The 18,442-nt window shown below is 39.6% G+C and carries 13 protein-coding genes; 11 read left to right on the top strand and 2 right to left on the bottom strand.

Annotated elements, in window-relative coordinates; all coding sequences use genetic code 11:
- The first annotated feature begins 44 nt into the window (after positions 1–44).
- The 3 genes from porM (at position 45) to B9Y87_RS09775 (ending at position 3,863) form a co-directional block, all read left to right on the top strand.
- On the top strand, positions 45–1,613 hold the full coding sequence (gene porM, locus B9Y87_RS09785) for a type IX secretion system motor protein PorM/GldM (RefSeq protein WP_085498566.1): 1,569 nt from the start codon (positions 45–47) through the stop codon (positions 1,611–1,613).
- Positions 1,614–1,718: 105 nt separating this feature from the next.
- Entirely contained in the window at positions 1,719–2,621 is a 903-nt protein-coding gene (gene porN / locus B9Y87_RS09780) for a type IX secretion system ring subunit PorN/GldN (RefSeq protein WP_072860876.1), read from the top strand.
- Positions 2,622–2,807: 186 nt separating this feature from the next.
- A complete protein-coding gene (locus B9Y87_RS09775; RefSeq protein ID WP_085498564.1) occupies positions 2,808–3,863 on the top strand; it encodes an NAD(P)/FAD-dependent oxidoreductase in 1,056 nt (351 codons plus the stop codon).
- Here the strand turns inward: B9Y87_RS09775 and B9Y87_RS09770 are convergent.
- Positions 3,853–4,245 carry a DUF983 domain-containing protein gene (locus tag B9Y87_RS09770; protein ID WP_085498562.1) on the bottom strand — a complete coding sequence of 131 codons (393 nt, stop codon included), beginning with the start codon at positions 4,243–4,245 and terminating at the stop codon, positions 3,853–3,855. The two genes, B9Y87_RS09775 and B9Y87_RS09770, sit on opposite strands and share 11 nt — an antisense overlap.
- A 65-nt stretch (positions 4,246–4,310) precedes the next feature.
- On the opposite strand from B9Y87_RS09770, the gene B9Y87_RS09765 reads away from it, so the two are divergent.
- From B9Y87_RS09765 to B9Y87_RS09735, 7 genes are all read left to right on the top strand, one after another.
- Positions 4,311–6,227 carry an ABC-F family ATP-binding cassette domain-containing protein gene (locus B9Y87_RS09765; protein ID WP_085498561.1) on the top strand — a complete coding sequence of 639 codons (1,917 nt, stop codon included), beginning with the start codon at positions 4,311–4,313 and terminating at the stop codon, positions 6,225–6,227.
- Between the two features lie 165 nt (positions 6,228–6,392).
- Positions 6,393–7,271 carry a leucine-rich repeat domain-containing protein gene (locus B9Y87_RS09760; RefSeq protein WP_085498559.1) on the top strand — a complete coding sequence of 293 codons (879 nt, stop codon included), beginning with the start codon at positions 6,393–6,395 and terminating at the stop codon, positions 7,269–7,271.
- A gap of 12 nt (positions 7,272–7,283) precedes the next feature.
- Positions 7,284–8,189 carry a leucine-rich repeat domain-containing protein gene (locus B9Y87_RS09755; protein ID WP_085498557.1) on the top strand — a complete coding sequence of 302 codons (906 nt, stop codon included), beginning with the start codon at positions 7,284–7,286 and terminating at the stop codon, positions 8,187–8,189.
- Between the two features lie 156 nt (positions 8,190–8,345).
- Positions 8,346–9,482, top strand: a complete 1,137-nt coding sequence (locus B9Y87_RS09750; protein ID WP_085498555.1) for an efflux RND transporter periplasmic adaptor subunit — start codon at positions 8,346–8,348, stop codon at positions 9,480–9,482.
- Positions 9,482–12,781 (top strand): efflux RND transporter permease subunit, encoded by a 3,300-nt coding sequence (locus B9Y87_RS09745; RefSeq protein WP_085498553.1) that lies wholly within the window; start codon positions 9,482–9,484, stop codon positions 12,779–12,781. Before B9Y87_RS09750 ends, B9Y87_RS09745 begins: the two co-directional genes overlap by 1 nt.
- Positions 12,782–14,146, top strand: a complete 1,365-nt coding sequence (locus B9Y87_RS09740; RefSeq protein ID WP_085498552.1) for a TolC family protein — start codon at positions 12,782–12,784, stop codon at positions 14,144–14,146.
- 79 nt (positions 14,147–14,225) lie between these two features.
- Positions 14,226–14,408, top strand: a complete 183-nt coding sequence (locus tag B9Y87_RS09735; protein WP_085498550.1) for a CPXCG motif-containing cysteine-rich protein — start codon at positions 14,226–14,228, stop codon at positions 14,406–14,408.
- Positions 14,409–14,502: 94 nt separating this feature from the next.
- On the opposite strand, the gene B9Y87_RS09730 is transcribed toward B9Y87_RS09735, so the two are convergent.
- A complete protein-coding gene (locus B9Y87_RS09730; protein WP_085498548.1) occupies positions 14,503–17,217 on the bottom strand; it encodes a M16 family metallopeptidase in 2,715 nt (904 codons plus the stop codon).
- 159 nt (positions 17,218–17,376) lie between these two features.
- On the opposite strand from B9Y87_RS09730, the gene B9Y87_RS09725 reads away from it, so the two are divergent.
- Positions 17,377–18,408, top strand: coding sequence for a formylglycine-generating enzyme family protein (locus B9Y87_RS09725; protein WP_085498546.1), 1,032 nt, complete (start codon positions 17,377–17,379; stop codon positions 18,406–18,408).
- Positions 18,409–18,442: the final 34 nt, after the last annotated feature.

The raw sequence follows: 18,442 nt of genomic DNA, 5'->3' as shown, positions 1-18,442 counted from the left end.
ATAACCAAACCCAAATCAATTAATAATTAAAACTAATTAGAAAAATGGCAGGAGGAAAAGCAACACCACGTCAGAAGATGATCAACCTAATGTATTTGATCTTCATCGCGATGTTGGCCCTAAATATGGGAAAAGAAGTTCTATCGGCTTTCGGTCTTATGAACGAAAAGTTAGAAGCTTCTAACATAAAAACCACGGAAAACAATACCGCTTTCCTAAGTGGTCTTGAAACTAAAGCATCTGAAAATGCTGAAAAATTTGGCCCTCTTTTGGAGGACGCCAAGAAAATAAAGGAATTGTCTGCAGAGTATTACCAATATTTGGAAAACTTGAAAAAGGAGATGATGGCCGATGTTGAGGATCCAAAAGATTATCAAGTAATGGACAAGACCGATTATTTGGATCAGCGTTTTTTTCAGGGAGATCAACTTGGAGCAGATGGTAAAGAGTTCTTGGACCGTTTGGTAAACTATCGTACGCAGATTGCTGCGGTTATGCCTAAGGAATTGGAGTCTGTAAAATCTTCCGTACAATCTAGGTTTGAAACCGGTGATGAGAATGGTAAGGTTACAAAGAGGGATGGTTCCAAGCAAGATTGGTTGAACTATAACTTTGAAGGCTATCCTTTGGTTGCATCATTGACCAAGATTACTTCTCTTCAGGCCGATATTAAAGCCACAGAGGAAGATGCCCTTAAAGCAATGCTTCAGGGACAGTTGAGCAGTGAGGTTTCCATGACCAATTATACCACTTTGTTGGAGCAAGAAAAATCTGCCTTTTATGCAGGTGAAAAATTTGCGGGAAATATTGTATTGGGTCGTAAAGATGCCACTACTAAGCCTAATGAAGTTAACTTGACCCTAGATGGTAGAAAGTTGAGCGAAGGTACCGATTATGTTATCGAGGACGGTAAGGTAAGGTTAACCGTAAGTGCTGGAAGTGCTGGTGATCATAAGATTGAAGGTAACTTGGTGTTTATGCAGGATGGAGAGCGTACAGAAGTGCCAGTATCCTCTACATTTGCCACTATTACCAAGCCAAATGCAGCCGTAATTTCTGCCGATAAAATGAATGTGGTTTATCGTGGTGTTTCCAACCCTATAACCATATCCATTCCAGGTATTCCTGATAACAATGTAACTGCATCCGCTCCAGGACTTACTAAGCAGAGTGGAAGTAAATACGCTATGAACCCAGGAACAGGAAGAACCGTATCCATAACTGCTTCAGGTAAATTACCTGATGGACAAATGATCAAAACTTCTTCAGAATTTAGGATTAAGGATATTCCAAGACCTTCAGGATCTGTAAGGGGAGAATCAGGAAGCGCTAAAATGGGTAAAAATAACCTAGAGATCTCTACTATTGGAGCTCTATTGGAAGACTTTGATTTTGATCTTAACCTTGCGGTTAGTGGATTTAAATTTAAGGTTCCAGGACAACCAACTGTAGATGTAAATGGTAACAAATTGGATGCTAGAGCCAAGTCGGCCCTTAAAAGAGCAAGCCGTGGAGATGCAGTTCAGATATTTGATATCGAAGCATATATTACAAATAACAAAAGCTATAAGCTTAAAAAGGTATCTCCTGTAGTTGTGGAGATAACAAACTAGTAAAAATGTTGTGAGAAGGCCATGGTGAATAGGAATGTTTGCCGTGGCCAATTCACCAGTCCAACCTCAGTGGGACTGAAGATTAAAAACAATAAATTTAAACAGATGAATTGGAAAAATGTTTTATTAATTGGAGTAGTGGTCCTGTTGCCCTTATCTATTTCCGCCCAGGCAAATATTCTAAATGCCAAATTACCGGAAGAGATAGGGAAAAAAACAGAAGCGCAAATTGCGAAAGATAATGACGCTCCTTTACCTTACGCTTATGTGGACGATAGGGATATTCTCTGGTCCAAAACCGTATGGGAGGTTATTGACTTGGACGAGCGTGTAAACTTTCCGCTGTATTATCCTTTGGACACTATTGATATAGGTCCGGACAGAAGGTCATTGTATGATGTGTTGATCAAAAACATTAAGAATGGTAAATTGACAGATGTTTATGTAGACTCTTATTTTACCGAAAAAAGAAAGTTCAGCGATTTGGCTGCAACTCTGCAGAAAGTAGATACTACCGACTACGGATACGAGCAATATAATGCAGGAGAGCCTATTTCTCCAGAATATATTAATCGTAGGAACCTTACAGCTGCCGATTTGGAGGAATATCTTATTAAAGGAATTTGGTATTTCGATAAAAGATTGGGTGAGTTAAAATACCGATTATTGGGTATTGCACCTGTAGCTCCGGATGTTAACTTTATAGATGATGAGTCTATGGATTTGGCAGAAGCAAAAGTTCCATTGTTCTGGGTATGGTATCCTAGTGCACGACAAATATTACATGAGGCAAAAGTGTTTAACCAACGCAATTCCGCACAACCTATTTCTTTTGATATGTTGTTGAACGCAAGAAGGTTCAATGCAACGATCTATAAAGAGGATAACGTGCATGGAGACCGTGAGGTTAAGGACTATATAGCTGATAATGCCTTGTTTCAATTATTGGAATCCAAGCGAATTAAGGAGGTTATCCGAGATAGGGAACAAGATATGTGGGCCTACTAGCCTTAATAATATTCCAATTCATATATAAGCTAAGCGCCACATCTTTAGATGTGGCGCTACTTTTTTTGGACTAATTGTACTTGCCTTTGTAAGTTAGAATAGTGAATTAAGGTGCTTTTCCTATAAGCAACCTGATTAATATTTTAATTTGATGAAGATTTGCATTTCCTTCTCTACTTTTGCTACATGGTAGATTATCTAATTGTAGGTCTGGGCTTGGCCGGTATTTCTTTTTGTGAAGTTTTGGAGAGAAATGAGAAGTCGTTTAAAGTAATCAGTGATGATTCCCAAACCTCTTCCGTAGTAGCGGGCGGACTTTATAATCCGGTTACCCTTAAACGTTTTACATTGGCCTGGAATGCCAATGAACAGTTAGACCTGGCCATTCCATTTTATTCCGAATTGGAAAGGAAATTGGATATCCAATTGGATTATAAGATTCCTATCCTAAGGCGTTTTGCCAGTATAAATGAACAGAATCTGTGGTTTGAGGCTTCCGACAAACCCAATCTGGGCCATTTTGTGGCACCAAAAATACTCTCCAATCATAATCCTAACATTGAAGCACCTTATGGCTATGGGGAAGTATTGCATACCGGAAGGATAGATACGGCTGTTTTATTAGTGCACTACGGCAAGTATTTGGGCGATAAAGATGTATTGCTTCGGAAAACTTTTGATTTTAAAGCCCTAAAGCTGCGGGATGGATTTGTGGAATACGGTGGCATAAAGGCCAAATACATAGTTTTTGCAACTGGATTTGGGATTAAAAACAACCCATATTTTAAATATTTGCCGCTCAACGGTACCAAAGGGGAATTGTTGACCATAATGGCACCAGCTCTAAAAGAGGAGAGGGTAATAAAATCGTCAGTTTTTATAATTCCCTTGGGCGCGGATATGTATAGGGTGGGAGCTACCTATAAATGGAATGACAAAAGCAATTCTCCAACGGAAGAGTGCAAACAGGAGCTTTTGCAAAAGTTGAACACTTTTTTAAAATGTCCCTATGAAGTTGTAGAACATGTGGCTGGAATTAGACCAACAGTAAGTGATAGGAAGCCACTTGTGGGCAGACATCCTAAGCATAAAAACATGTATTTGCTCAATGGTTTGGGTTCGAGAGGGGTCATGATAGCGCCTTCGGCGTCCATGCAACTTTATGCATTAATAGAAAATAGAGAAGCATTGGCGCCCGAAATGGACCTGTCCCGGTTTACCCAGAAGCACTTTAGGTACTGATCTTGGTGGTAGCCTTTGGGTCGTATTTTATAAAGAAATTGATCCATATGTTACGTGATACCCTAATAATAAACGGCATAAAAAAGATCAATGTAACTATGATGGCAATAAAGGTATTTATCAAGGTGGCTTTGAAAAATAAAAAGGCAATCACAAATGCTGCCACAGCAAATGCCACGCCTACACCATAACTAACATACATAGCCCCGTAGAAAAAAGAGGGTTCTATTTTATATTTGGTTCCACAATGCGAGCAGCGCTCGTTCATTTTGAAGATATTGCCAAGATGATATGGGTTTTGGTCCCGATACATACTCTCTTCGTGACATTTAGGACAAGTTCCTGTTAAAATGCTGTAGAGTTTGTTTCCTTTTTTTAACATTTGCAAAAAGTTTCTACAAAATTACATTTTTGTAGCATTAATTAGTGTAACATTAGTCACCAAATATGCTTAATATCCACAATCTCTCCGTTTCTTTTGGAGGAGAATATCTATTTGAAGAAATATCTTTTCGTTTGAATTCTGGAGATCGGGTTGGTCTTATAGGAAAGAACGGAGCGGGTAAATCCACGCTTTTGAAAATTTTATCCAAGGATATGCCCATAGATTCGGGAACTATAGCCTCTGATAAAGATATTAAAATGGGCTTCTTGCGGCAGGATATCGATTTTGATTTGGGAAGGACGGTTCAGGAAGAAGCCCATCAGGCCTTCGAGGAAATAAAGGCTTTGGAACTTAGGTTGGACGAAATTAACCACCAGCTAGCGGAGCGTACCGATTATGAAAGTGAGTCTTATAACCAGTTGATTATAGACTTGAACGATGTAACCCATCATTACGAAATATTGGGAGGTTACAATTATCAGGGCGAAACTGAAAAGGTATTGTTGGGTCTAGGTTTTAAACGTGAGGATTTTGATCGTAAAACAGAAACCTTTTCCGGTGGGTGGCGTATGCGTATAGAATTGGCAAAGCTTTTGTTACAAAGCAATGACGTTCTTTTATTGGATGAGCCAACAAACCACTTGGATATCGAATCAATAATATGGTTGGAGAATTTCCTGAAGAATTATGCAGGGGGTGTCATGATAGTCTCACACGATAAAATGTTCTTGGATAATGTTACCAATAGGACCATTGAAATTTCGTTGGGAAGGATATATGATTACAACAAGCCCTATTCCAAATACTTGGTACTCAGAAACGAAATTAAGCAACAGCAGTTAAATGCACAGAAAAATCAAGAGAAGGAAATACAGCAGGCTGAAAGGTTGATTGAAAAGTTCAGGGCCAAATCCACCAAGGCCTCCATGGCGCAGTCCCTGATCAAGAAGCTCGACAAAATGGAGCGGATAGAGGTTGATGAGGATGATAATAGCGTGATGAACCTAAGGTTTCAAATTTCCGTAACCCCTGGTAAAGTTGTAACGGAAATAGAAGGTTTATCCAAAAGTTATGGGGATAACCATGTACTAAAGAACATAGACCTTTTAATAGAACGGGACTCCAAGACCGCTTTTGTAGGGCAAAATGGACAAGGGAAATCCACGCTGGCAAAAATTTTGGTAGGGGAATTGGATCATAAGGGGCATTTAAAATTGGGGCATAATGTTCAGATTGGTTATTTCGCGCAGAATCAGGCAGAATATTTGGACGGTGAAAAGACTATATTGGATACCATGATAGATGCAGCCAATGAAAAGAACAGAAGTAAGGTCAGGGATATTTTAGGGTCTTTTTTATTTAGGGGCGATGAGGTGGAGAAATATGTAAAAGTACTATCTGGAGGTGAGCGTAACAGATTGGCCCTTGCCAAGATGTTGTTACAGCCTTTTAATGTGTTGGTTATGGATGAGCCTACCAACCACTTGGACATTAAATCCAAGAATGTGCTAAAACAGGCCCTTCAAAATTTTGATGGAACCTTGATATTGGTAAGTCACGATAGGGATTTTTTACAGGGTCTTACCAATAAAGTATATGAATTCAAGGATGGTAGCATTAAAGAATATCTGGGTGATATCGATTTTTATTTGGAACAGCGGAAAGTGGAGGATTTCCGTGCAATAGAAAAGAAGCAAACGGTAGTCCAAAAAAAGGAAAAACCCCAAGAAAAACACATTGATTTTGAAGATCAAAAAAAGATAAAATCCTTAAAAAATAGGCTCAGTTCAACGGAAAGTGATATTGCCCGTCTAGAAAAGGAGATAGCTGCTATTGATCATGATCTACTTATGAATTATGACGCTACAATTGCAAAGGACAATTTTTTCGACGCTTATCAAAAGAAAAAAAAGAATCTTGAGAACCTAATGAAAACTTGGGAAAGTATCACTTTGGAACTTGAAGAGTTTTCTTTGTAGGAGAAAAACCCAAGGGGTTGAAATTCTTTCACCACATCTTTTTACACTTTCGCAACAAATATGGGGCTTTAAGGCTTATTTCGTCGAATATATTTGCTGTTTATCGTACAATAATTTTATTTTGTAGGGTAATTCTTATTCCTTAAAAGGGTAAAAGTAAAATATATGAGAAAAAGCATATTTATGCTATTCATGGTTTTATCGGGACAATTTTTGTCCGGACAGGTTTCTGATCTGGAAAAAAATGTGCTTATAGACATTTATAACAGTGCTCAGGGCGATCACTGGATAAAAAAATGGGATTTAAACGCCCCGGTTTCCACTTGGGAAGGTGTTACACTTGAGAACAATAAGGTGGTCTCCATTAGTTTAATGAACAATAACCTTAGGGGGAGCATACCAAATTCTATAGGCGAATTAAAGAATTTAAAAGTTTTGAACCTTGCCCTAAATAGTATAGGCGGGAATATTCCGGAAAGTATAACCGAATTAAAAAAAATGGTTGTTCTAAGGTTGGGTAAAAATAAGTTGGCAGGGACGATCCCGCAGAATATTGGGGACCTGGAAAAACTTCTTGTATTGGATCTTTTCCATAATGATCTTTCAGGGGAATTGCCCCAAAGCTTGGGCGAGATTAAAAACTTAAGGGTCATATTGCTTTCCCATAACGGATTAAGTGGTTCCATTCCTTTGACTTTCGGTAACTTAAAATATTTGGAGCGTTTGGAGTTGGGCGATAATAATTTTGGAGGAGTAGTTCCGGAAAGTCTGGAAAACCTGACTAACCTTAAAATGCTGGTTTTGGCGGAAAACCAATTTAGGGGAGAATTTCCTGAAGATATCTTGAGCCTACCTAACTTAAAATTGGTACAACTTCAAAATAATAGATTTGGTAAAAGTGATTTTAGCAACGATGAAGGTATGGCGAATTTTGCCCTTTTTGATTATGATGGAAGTAATCATAGAAACTTTGATCTCGAAAAAATAAATAGTAATAAAGACGTTAGAACGGCCGATACCAGGTTTGAGGATAGTTTTAATTAAAAGAATATGAATATGATACAACAAAAATTACAAAGAGTTTGCGTATTCGGGGTAATCGTATTTTGTTTGGTTTTTACCACAGCGGTGAATGCAATGGTTCCTAAAAGTGAAAAAAACGCACTATTGGAACTTTATAAAAGTACCAAAGGCCAAAATTGGAATACCGTATGGGATGTTAACGCCCCTGTAGAGAGCTGGTTTGGAGTAACGGTCCAAAATGGGCATGTGGTGGAAATCAACCTATTTAGGAATAACTTGGAAGGTAGACTTCCCGAAAGCATAGGGAATCTTAAACATTTGGTAAATCTAAATCTTGCCTTTAATATTATTAGCGGGGAAATTCCAAAAAGTATAGCCCAATTAAGTAAATTGGAGGTGTTGAAATTGGAGATGAATAGGTTGGAAGGTGAAATACCTTCCGAAATTGGAAATATGGAATCTTTGGTTAGACTTTCCGCCTTTAATAATTTCCTGTCCGGAAAAATACCGGAAAGTCTTGGAAATATTCAAACCTTAAGGGAGCTTAATCTATCCAGTAATAACCTTACTGGGCGCATACCAAATTCATTGGGTGAGCTTTCAAAATTAGAGAGTCTGGGACTTTTTGAAAATAAATTATACGGTTCCATTCCCGGAGAATTGGGGAAATTGGGTAATTTAAAGGAATTGGTTCTGGCGAACAATGAACTTGGCGGTGAAATTCCTAAAGAGTTTGGACAATTGGCAAGCCTTAAAGTGCTCCAAATTCAGAATAACAATATTTTCTCTTTTGAGAATATGGAAGGCATGAATTCAGGTCAATTCCTAGTTTTTGATTATGATAAGAAGGAAGTAGGGAAAGAAGATAAATATAAGGATTTCGATGTCATCAAAACAAGAATGGCAGATACGAAGTTTGAGGACGAAATGGACGAGTAGTAATTACTTAAAAATAAGTTGGTTTGGTTAAAAGGAATACAATATGTATTCCTTTTTTTTTGATTATCACCTTATTTCGGAACTTTAAGATACATTTAACAAGAATCCCTTGAACTAATAGATAGTTTTGCAGTCAAACCAACTTATAAACCCTGTATGAACTCGAGAAAAATTGCATTATCTATTATTGGGGGCCTTCTAATAATAGGCTCCTTTTTTGGTGCAAAATATATTATAAATAGTAAGACCACTCCAAAACCACGACCAGAAAAAGTGGTAAAAACGGTGGTTGTAGAGAAAGTCAAGAATGGTAATATTCCTATAATTGTTCCGGCAAATGGGAACCTTGTTGCCAAAAGAAGGGTAGAGCTTTTTTCGGAAGTTCAAGGCGTATTTAAGGCTGGAAACAAATTATTTAAACCCGGTCAGGAATACAGGGCAGGAGAAATTCTTATAAGAATAGATGCTGCCGAATATTATGCCAATGTTCAATCTTCCAAAAGCAATTTGTACAATTTAATAACTTCCATTATGCCGGATCTGCGATTGGACTATCCGGAGGTATTCAATAAATGGCAAACCTTTTTGGCTAATTTTGATATCAATAAAAGTATTCCTCCCCTGCCCGAAATGTCTTCGGACAAAGAAAAATATTTTATTTCCGGGCGAGGAATTTTGACCAGTTACTATACCATCAAAAATTTGGAGCAGCGATTGGCCAAATATACCATTGCGGCACCTTTTAATGGGGTATTGACCGAAGCATTGGTCACAGAAGGCACCTTGGTCAGGTCCGGTCAAAAATTGGGCGAATTTATCAATACCAACGATTTTGAATTGGAAGTTGCCATTAGCAAGACCTACAGCGATCTGCTAAATGTGGGAGAGGTGGTGGAGTTAAAAAGTATAGATAGGAACAAAACTTACCAAGGAAGAGTAACTAGGATAAATGGACGTGTGGATTTAGCTTCCCAGACCATTACGGCTTTCATAGAGGTAAAGGATCCGGACCTAAGGGAGGGGATGTATCTAGAGGCCCATCTTAAAGCGAAGGAAGAGCCGAATGCTATAGAAATAAACAGAAGTTTATTGCTGGAAACCGAACAAATATTTGTCGTCAGGGATTCCGTTTTGGATTTGATTCCGGTGAAACCTGTATATTTTTCGGATAACAGCGTGGTATTAAAAGATGTGCCAGACGGCATTACCATATTATCCAAACCGGTAATGGGAGCCTATGCCGGCATGTTGGTAAAAGTATTTAATGACCAAGGAACCAACACCAAGGAATAATGAGGAATATTATAGCCTATTTTATAAAGTACCATGTGGCCGTAAATGTCATCATTGTGGCATTCCTGGTTTTTGGTATTGTTGGGGCATTATCATTGAAATCCTCATATTTTCCACTTACAGACTCCAAAAACATTAGTATAAAGGTAACCTACCCAGGTGCTTCCCCGCAAGAAGTGGAGGAAGGTATCGTACTTAAGATAGAGGATAACTTAAAAGGTTTGGAGGGTGTGGATAGGGTTACTTCCACTTCAAGGGAAAACAGCGGCACTATAAATGTTGAGATAGAGAAGGGTAGGGATATCGATTTTATGTTGTTGGAAGTTAAAAATGCCGTGGACAGGGTGCCTTCATTTCCAACAGGTATGGAGCCTTTGGTAGTCTCTAAACTGGAAACAGTGAGGGAAACCATAAGTTTTGCCATTAGTGGCGAAAATATAAGCTTGTCAGCTTTAAAGCAGATTGGTAGGCAAGTGGAAAACGACATCAGGGCTATGGAGGGCATATCCCAAATAACCATTACCGGATACCCTGAAGAGGAAATAGAGATTGCTGTAAACGAAAATAGCCTTTTGGCATATAATGTGTCATTTGAAGAGGTGGCCCAAGCAGTCTCCAACGCCAATATTTTGGTTACCGGGGGTAATATTAAAACCAGCGCAGAGGAATTTCTAATCAGGGCCAACAATAGGTCCTATTACGGAAATGAATTATCCAATATAATCGTGAGGGCCAATGCTTCGGGGCAAACAGTTCGCCTAAAGGACGTGGCAGTGATTAGGGATCGGTTTTCGGAAACGCCCAATGCTACCTATTTTAATGGAAATCTTGCGGTAAATATTGCTATTACAAGTACCAATACGGAAGATTTAATAACATCATCGGACAAGGTAAAGGAATATATACAAGAGTATAATCAGAAACACAATAATGTAAAGCTGAGTGTCATAAGTGATCAGTCCGTAACACTTACACAGCGTACGCAATTGTTGACCGAAAATGCCATAATGGGTATGATTTTGGTGCTCATTTTCCTTTCGCTGTTCCTCAATACCCGATTGGCGTTTTGGGTGGCCTTTGGCCTGCCTGTTGCGTTTTTGGGAATGTTTGTGTTTGCAGGCTTCTTTGATGTAACCATTAATGTTTTGTCCCTTTTTGGAATGATAATCGTTATTGGTATTTTGGTGGATGATGGTATTGTAATAGCCGAAAATATATATCAGAACTACGAAAAGGGGAAACCGCCAATACAGGCGGCGGTAGATGGTGTTATGGAGGTACTTCCTCCAATTATCTCCGCTATCATTACCACGATATTGGCATTTTCCATATTCCTATTTTTGGATAGTAGGATCGGTGAGTTTTTTGGGGAGGTTTCGGTAATTGTAATTCTAACCTTAGTGGTGTCCTTAGTGGAAGCCTTAATTATTTTGCCTGCGCATTTGGCCCATTCCAAAGCATTGCAGCCATTGGATAACAAGCCCAAAAAAGGATTGGCCAAGGTGTTTGCCAAATTAAGGGTCATCAATGAATGGGGCGATAGTTTTATGGTATGGATGCGGGATAAATTATATGGTCCTATTCTGCGTTTTTCCCTCCGCTATAAAATATTGATGTTTTCCATATTTGTAATGTTACTGTTTTTGAGTTTCGGTTCTATTGGGGGCGGAATTATCAGAACTTCGTTTTTTCCACGGGTGGCAAGTGATCGTGTATCCGTTGATTTGTTGATGCCGAATGGGACACATGAAAGGGTAACCGATTCCATTATTGGTTTAATTGAGGAAAAGGCCAAAATTGTGGATCAGGAGCTAACGGAAAAGTACTTAAAGGGTACTGGTAAAAAGCTTTTTGAAAACATGATAAGGAAAGTGGGGCCCGGTTCCTCAACGGCCTCGCTGGATATCAATCTCTTGCCAGGGGAAGAAAGGCCAGACGCCATACGATCGGATTTGATTACCAATAGATTGCAGGAACTGGTGGGTCCGGTTATTGGGGTTGAAAGCCTTATTTATGGTTCAGGGGGTAATTTTGGGGGAAGCCCCATTTCGGTTTCCCTTTTGGGAAATAATATAGTAGAGTTAAAAGAGGCCAAAAAAGAGCTTAAGGCCATTTTGGAGAATAACGCCCTTTTGAAGGATGTGGCGGACAATGATCCGGCGGGAATAAAGGAAATAAGGCTGGAACTGAAGGAAAATGCCTATTTAATGGGGTTGGACCTTAGAAGTGTGATGAATCAAGTTAGGTCCGGATTTTTTGGGGCCCAAGCACAACGCTTTCAACGGGGGCAGGATGAAATTAGGGTTTGGGTGCGTTACGACCGTTCTGACCGATCTTCCATCAATGATCTGGACGATATGAGGATAAGCACTCCAAGTGGCAGTAAGGTGCCCTTAAAGGAGATTGCAAGTTACGTTATTGTTCGGGGAGATGTTGCCATTAATCATTTGGAAGGCCAACGTGAAATTCAGGTTTCGGCAGATATTAAGGATGATAAGACTACTAGTGCTACTGATATTATGAACGAAATAAGGACGGTTATTATGCCGGATATCCATTCTAGATATCCTACCGTAACTGCGTCTTATGAAGGCCAGAACAGGGAGACTGCTAAGCTTTTCGGATCTTTAAAATTTGTGGGTCTTTCCGTTTTGCTGTTGATCTATATTACCATAGCCTTTACCTTTAGGAGTTTTAGTCAGCCGCTAATGTTGATTATTTTAGTGCCTTTTAGTATCACCGCTGTAGCCTGGGGACACTGGATCCATGATTTTCCTATCAATGTACTGTCCATGTTGGGAATTATTGCCTTGATAGGTATTATGGTAAATGACGGTTTGGTGCTTATTGGCAAATTCAATGGTAATCTTAGGGAAGGTATGAAGTTTGACGATGCCATTTATGAAGCTGGAAAATCCAGGTTTAGGGCTATATTTCTGACTTCTATTACGACCATTGCCGGATTGGCGCCATTGCTTTTGGAAAAAAGTCGGCAAGCACAATTTTTAAAACCCATGGCCATATCCATTGCTTATGGAATTGGATATGCAACTGTATTGACCTTATTGATGCTGCCTTTATTTCTTGCTTTTAGCAATAAAATTAAAGTTGGTTCCAAATGGTTGATCACTGGAAAAAAAGTGACCAAAGAAGAGGTGGAGCGGGCAATAAAGGAACAAATGGAAGAAAGTCATATGCAAAATTTTGAAAAACATGAGCAGAATGGTCATTCTCCGGTAATATCAACTACGTTAGAGGATGAAGCCATAATATCTAACGATTTGGAAGACAGTAAGTAAATGGGATATAAATATATAATTGCAGGCCTGCTAATTGGTTTTTGCGGAGTTGTAAGTGCTCAGGAGAGGTTATTGTCCAAAGATGCTGCTGTATCATTGGCCTTGGAAAACAATTTTGGAATTAAGGTGGCCAAAAATCAGGTGGCCATTGCGGATAATAATGCGGGTATCCTCAATTCTGGTTACTTGCCTTCCTTTACAGGTACAGCTGGTGCCACGTATAACGAGTTGAACAGTAATACGGAGTACCCGGGCCAATTTGAATCCAATGGGAGCCCCAGGCCAGATTTGGAGATCAATGATGCTGAATCACAATCCTACAATGCCGCTCTTCGATTAGACTATACGCTGTTTGATGGTATGGGCAGACGCTATAATTTTAAGCGATTAAAAGAGCAGTATCAATTATCAGAATTACAAGCTAGGGAAACCATTGAAAATACTATTCTCCAATTATTTAGTGTGTATTATGAAATTGCCAGGCTTACCGAAAACGAAAATGTTCTAAGGCAAGCCTTGGAAATTTCCAAGCAGCGGATAAAAAGAGCGGAATATTCCTTTGAATATGGACAGAATACCAAATTGGACATCCTTAATGCCCAAGTAGATGTTACCAATGATAGTATAAGTTTAATGAATGTTCAGCAGAACTTGGCCAATGCTAAAAGGGATTTGAATGTGGTGCTCAACCAAAATCTCAATGAGACATTTGTGGTGGATACCTTGGTGAGTTTTATTCCTAGATTACAGTTGGAGGATTATATTGCCCAATCGAAAGAAAACAATGTGGCCATACTTCAAACAGAGCGCAATATGGCCATAAACGAGTATGATATTAAGGTGAACAGATCGGGATACCTACCTACCGTGGGGCTAAGCGGTAGTTACGGGTGGAATTTGAACCAAAGCGCAGCAACCTCATTTCTTCCGGGACAAATTATACCTGGAAGCAATAGGAACAGTTTAAATTTGGCTTTAGGAGCCAACCTTACTTGGAATTTGTTCGATGGAGGCGGTACAACCGTAAGGGTAAAAAACGCCAAAATAGCCTATGAAAATCAGGAAATATTCAAGGAACAAGTAATAATGGAAGTGGACAGGGATATTTTAAATGCCTTGGGAATCTATGAAAACAGGTTGCAGATATTTCAAATTCAAGAACAGAACGTAGTGACCAATCAGAATAATTTTGAGCGGTCCAAGGAACAATTTCAATTGGGACGTATCACCTCCATCGAATTTAGGCAGGCCCAAATAAACTTGCTCAATGCTCAGACCAATAAGAATTTGGCAAAATACGACGCCAAGTTGGCCGAATTGCAACTGTTGCAATTAACAGGTCAGTTGTTGTCCGTAGAATTTTGATGGATTTGCGAACAATCCCCAAAAGGAAAGGGCAGATCTCTGGTTATTGCAAAAAGTTTAAGTAATTAAACTATTATCCATGTACGAACACTTCTTTCAATGTCCCTATTGCTGGGAAGAAATATCCATGCTGTTGGATCCATCTATTTCCAAGCAGACCTATGTGGAAGATTGTGAAGTTTGCTGTAATCCAATATCGGTAACCCAGGTTTTTAATGAGGGGGAACTAATTGCATTTGAGGCTTCGGATATTGGCCAATAATATTATTGGCCAACCGATATTCCTTTAAAAAAAGACAGTTTAAAAATGATTGTTTTTAAACTGTCCAATTTAAAGTAGGTATGATAAATTATGCTTATTTCTTGTAGTCCCCGGCATTGATTACCGTCCAATCCTTATAGGGTTTAATGTATTTAACAATAACATTGTTGATGTCACTTACCGTTAGATTCTTTACCTTTTCTTCCAAGTTTTTTTGGAATTCCATGGTGCGATTGTAATAGATGTTGTTGTTTATTACATTGGCCAGTTCGGCATCTTTGGCCCTGGACACATTTTCCTCCTGCACCCAACCGTTTATAGCATTCTTTAATTCTTCCTCGGTAATGCCATCTTTAATAAAACGGTCCAATTCTTCTTTAAATCCTAATTGTACCTTGTCATAGTTTTCCGGAGCGTATATGGCATAGAGGTACATGGATGAATTTTGGTCGTCCGCATTGGAATCGGCTTGGAATCCGGCTCCTGCACCATAACTAACACCGTCCTTCTGGCGCAACCTATCCGCAATCCTCGAATTTAGAAATCCGCCACCAAGAATGGTGGCTGCCATATTTAGTGCAGCATAATCTTCATCGTCCTGGCTAATTTTAATGTTGAGATTTCCAAGTGTCATGGCGTTCTTCTTGTCAGGCGTAAGAATGACTTCATTTACTGAGGGGGAATCGGTAAAGGGATCCTTGAGCCTCGCATAAGTATTTTTGCTCTTGAAGTTGGCAAACTCTTTTTCCATATAGGTCTTTACAAGTTCTGGTTGCATATCGCCTATACCTACTAGAATGGATTTGCCCAAACCGTAATACGCTTTGTGGAAGTTCTTTATGTCTTCTATGGTAATTGTTTTTATGGCAGCTTCCTCTTCTTCAATGGTCATATTGTACAAGGGATGGCCTTTGGGAAAGGTATTGTTTAATACGGATAATCTTTTTGAGGCCAAAAATTGAGGTTCGGTTTTATTACTTTCCAAATAAGCCAAGTATTCGGTTTTTAATTTTTCCAATTCCGAGGCCTCAAACGAAGGCGTTTTCAGCATCTCCGACATTAGGGCCAATGTGGCCATTAGGTTTTCTTCGGTGGAGACGACATTGGCATAGACATTTCCATTACTGGCTCTAAAGGATACCGAGGATTTTAGTTTGCTCAATTCGTCCTCGATCTGTTGCCTGGACTTGGAGCGGGTGCCTTTGTTTAGCATGCTTGCTGTAAAAGATGGGACAACCCCTTTGTTTTTAAGGGATTCCACGTTTCCATTTCTAATGCTGAAACTAAGCCTGACGGTTTTTCCACGGTTATTCTTTTTAATGATACCGTATGCAATACCATTGGAAAGTTGGCCTTGGTCCAATCTGGATTGAATGGCATCATAGGCAACATCAAAGGCCTCACCTGTACCCATGTCTTCCTTGCCTTTGTAATTTGATACAAGGGCCTCAAGATTTTGGGTATGTTCAATGGCTATTCTTTCGGGTTTTTTAGTAGGATTAAACCTGCCTATGGTCCTATTGGTGGTAATAAGGTATTTTTTGGCAACGTCATTGACATCTTCAAGGCTGGCATTCTCAATTCTATCCCGTTGAATAAATGCCAATCGCCAATCGCCAGCACCGATAAATTCGCTCATATAGGTTCCTAAGTAAGATGAGTTTCTAAAGATTTGATCGGTTTGTTTCAAAAGATTGGATTTGGCACGGTCCAATTCCTCCTGGGTGATAGGGGAAGTTTTTACGGCATCCAAAGTTTCCTTTAATATTTTTTCCACTTCGTCCGCATTCTTATCCGAAGGTACATCTACATTGATATATAAAAATCCGGGTTCTTTGGTAAAAGGTGAGAAAGACCATATGGAGGAGGCCTTCTTTGCCTCGATTAACGCTTTGTAGAGCCTTCCGGAAGGTTCGTCGGAAAGAATGTTTTCAAGGATGGAAATTGCAGCATAATCTTCGTGGGAACCTGCTGGGGTGTGGTACATGGTAGAAACTATCTGCAGATCGCCAACACGGTTGAGTTCAACCGTTTTTTCACCATCTTGAGCTGGCTCTTCGGTGTAAGAGTCGAGTATTGGGGTTGCAGGATTTTCTATTTTACCAAACTTTTTTTCGATCAATTCCAATGTTTTGGCTTCCTCAAATTTACCAGTAACCATTAAAACCGCATTGTCCGGACGGTAGAATTTTTTATAGAATGCCTGAAGGTTCTCAATGGGAACTCGCTCTATGTCCGATCTATTTCCAATAGTACTATTGCCATAGTTATGCCACATATAACCGGCGTTGATGACGTTCTGCATAAGAACCCGTGAAGGGTCGTTTTCGCCACTTTCAAATTCATTGCGTACTACACTAAATTCGGATTCCAAATCCTTTTTGGCTATATAGGAATTTATCATACGATCTGCCTCCAGGTCCAAGGCCCAATCCAAGTTTTCATCAGTGGCGTTAAAGGTTTCAAAGTAATTGGTCCTGTCGAACCAAGTAGTACCATTGGGTCGTGCACCATGCGCGCTCAACTCTTTAGGGATATCCGGATGGTTGGGAGTGCCTTTAAAAACCATGTGTTCCAAAAGGTGGGCCATACCCTTTTCCCCGTAACCTTCATGTCTGGACCCTACTAGATAGGTAATGTTAACGGTAATGGTCTGTGAGGAGTTATCGGGAAATAGAAGTACTTTAAGGCCATTGTCCATTTGGTACTCCGTTATTCCTTCCACAGAGGCTACCTTTTGAAATTGCCCATGGGAAAGACTGTTGCAAATAAGGAAGAGTAGTGTAGAGGCTAAGACTTTTATTCTCATTTTAGTGTAGTTTTTCGTTATTCAATAATACAAAAATTAAAGGGTGTTTTAGGTGTTGTAGCCTTAGAAATTTTGAGTTTTATAGGGATATAATCACATAGTGATGGCTCTTTAAAAAAATTGTAATATTTTAGCCCATCAACCAATTTAAATTTTCAAATGCTAAGAATTACCTCTAGATTTTTTAAACTACCTCTTTTCAATCTTCTTTTACTTAGTTTCTTATTAATTTTCTTGCAGTCCTGTAAATCAGGGCAGGCCGTTGCGGTTGCACCGGATAAGAAAATGGCAGAAGCGGAAACCTTCACGGAAAAAATTCCGGCTACTGATATTTCTTTTGATATGGTATTGATACCTGAAGGAAAGTTTATGATGGGGAGTCCGGAGGACCAGGAAGACAGAAAGGCTGATGAAGGTCCAATGAAGACTGTAGAATTGGATGCCTTTTATATGGGTAAATACGAACTGGGTTGGGAGGTTTTTGAGTTGTTCTTTAAGCAGAACAAGAATTTGTTCGAGAGCTTGGAAGCGGAGAAGTTAAGTGGTATAGATGCCATTACCAGGCCTAGCCCCCCTTATGAAGATCCATCCTATGGTATGGGAAAGGTTGGATATCCTGCAATAAGTATGTCGGCCTATTCCGCCTTGGTTTTCTGTAAGTGGCTAAGTACGGTTACGGGCAGGTTTTATAGATTGCCCACAGAAGCAGAATGGGAATATGCCGCTAAGGCTGGGACCAATACGGCCTATTCCTTTGGTGATGATATTTCCAAAATTGATGAATATGCCGTGTATTACAAAAACTCCAATAATCAGTATGCCAAGATGGGGAGCAAACTGCCCAATCCTTGGGGATTGTACGATATGCACGGAAATGTCTCCGAATGGACCTTGGATGAGTACAAGGAAAATGCCTTGGCCATTACCGAGTCCAAGAACCCTTGGGTAAAACCTACCGTAATCCATCCCAGGGTAATCAAAGGAGGGTCTTGGGACGATGATGCCAAGACGCTTAGGTCGTCCGCGAGAATCGCATCCAGCCTGAAATTGCAAAAGAGGGATCCACAGATTCCAAAAAGTTTTTGGTGGAATACAGATTCCAACTTTATTGGATTCAGATTGGTGAGTCCGAAGGTTCAGCCCTCAAAAGAGGAGCAAAAGCAGTTTTGGCAAATTGTGTTGGACGAGTAGGATTGATATAAGGCAAAATTGTAGACTAATCATT

The organism is Arenibacter troitsensis, from assembly GCF_900177645.1.
GTDB classification, from domain to species: domain Bacteria; phylum Bacteroidota; class Bacteroidia; order Flavobacteriales; family Flavobacteriaceae; genus Arenibacter; species Arenibacter troitsensis.
Note: the sequence above shows the minus strand (reverse complement) of the source record. Positions and strands in the feature narration are given on the sequence as shown.

Coding starts and splice junctions, on each gene's coding strand:
- porM (WP_085498566.1), top strand. CDS start 45: ATGGCAGGAGGAAAAGCAACACCACGTCAGAAGATGATCAACCTAATG.
- porN (WP_072860876.1), top strand. CDS start 1,719: ATGAATTGGAAAAATGTTTTATTAATTGGAGTAGTGGTCCTGTTGCCC.
- B9Y87_RS09775 (WP_085498564.1), top strand. CDS start 2,808: ATGGTAGATTATCTAATTGTAGGTCTGGGCTTGGCCGGTATTTCTTTT.
- B9Y87_RS09770 (WP_085498562.1), bottom strand. CDS start 4,245: ATGTTAAAAAAAGGAAACAAACTCTACAGCATTTTAACAGGAACTTGT.
- B9Y87_RS09765 (WP_085498561.1), top strand. CDS start 4,311: ATGCTTAATATCCACAATCTCTCCGTTTCTTTTGGAGGAGAATATCTA.
- B9Y87_RS09760 (WP_085498559.1), top strand. CDS start 6,393: ATGAGAAAAAGCATATTTATGCTATTCATGGTTTTATCGGGACAATTT.
- B9Y87_RS09755 (WP_085498557.1), top strand. CDS start 7,284: ATGATACAACAAAAATTACAAAGAGTTTGCGTATTCGGGGTAATCGTA.
- B9Y87_RS09750 (WP_085498555.1), top strand. CDS start 8,346: ATGAACTCGAGAAAAATTGCATTATCTATTATTGGGGGCCTTCTAATA.
- B9Y87_RS09745 (WP_085498553.1), top strand. CDS start 9,482: ATGAGGAATATTATAGCCTATTTTATAAAGTACCATGTGGCCGTAAAT.
- B9Y87_RS09740 (WP_085498552.1), top strand. CDS start 12,782: ATGGGATATAAATATATAATTGCAGGCCTGCTAATTGGTTTTTGCGGA.
- B9Y87_RS09735 (WP_085498550.1), top strand. CDS start 14,226: ATGTACGAACACTTCTTTCAATGTCCCTATTGCTGGGAAGAAATATCC.
- B9Y87_RS09730 (WP_085498548.1), bottom strand. CDS start 17,217: ATGAGAATAAAAGTCTTAGCCTCTACACTACTCTTCCTTATTTGCAAC.
- B9Y87_RS09725 (WP_085498546.1), top strand. CDS start 17,377: ATGCTAAGAATTACCTCTAGATTTTTTAAACTACCTCTTTTCAATCTT.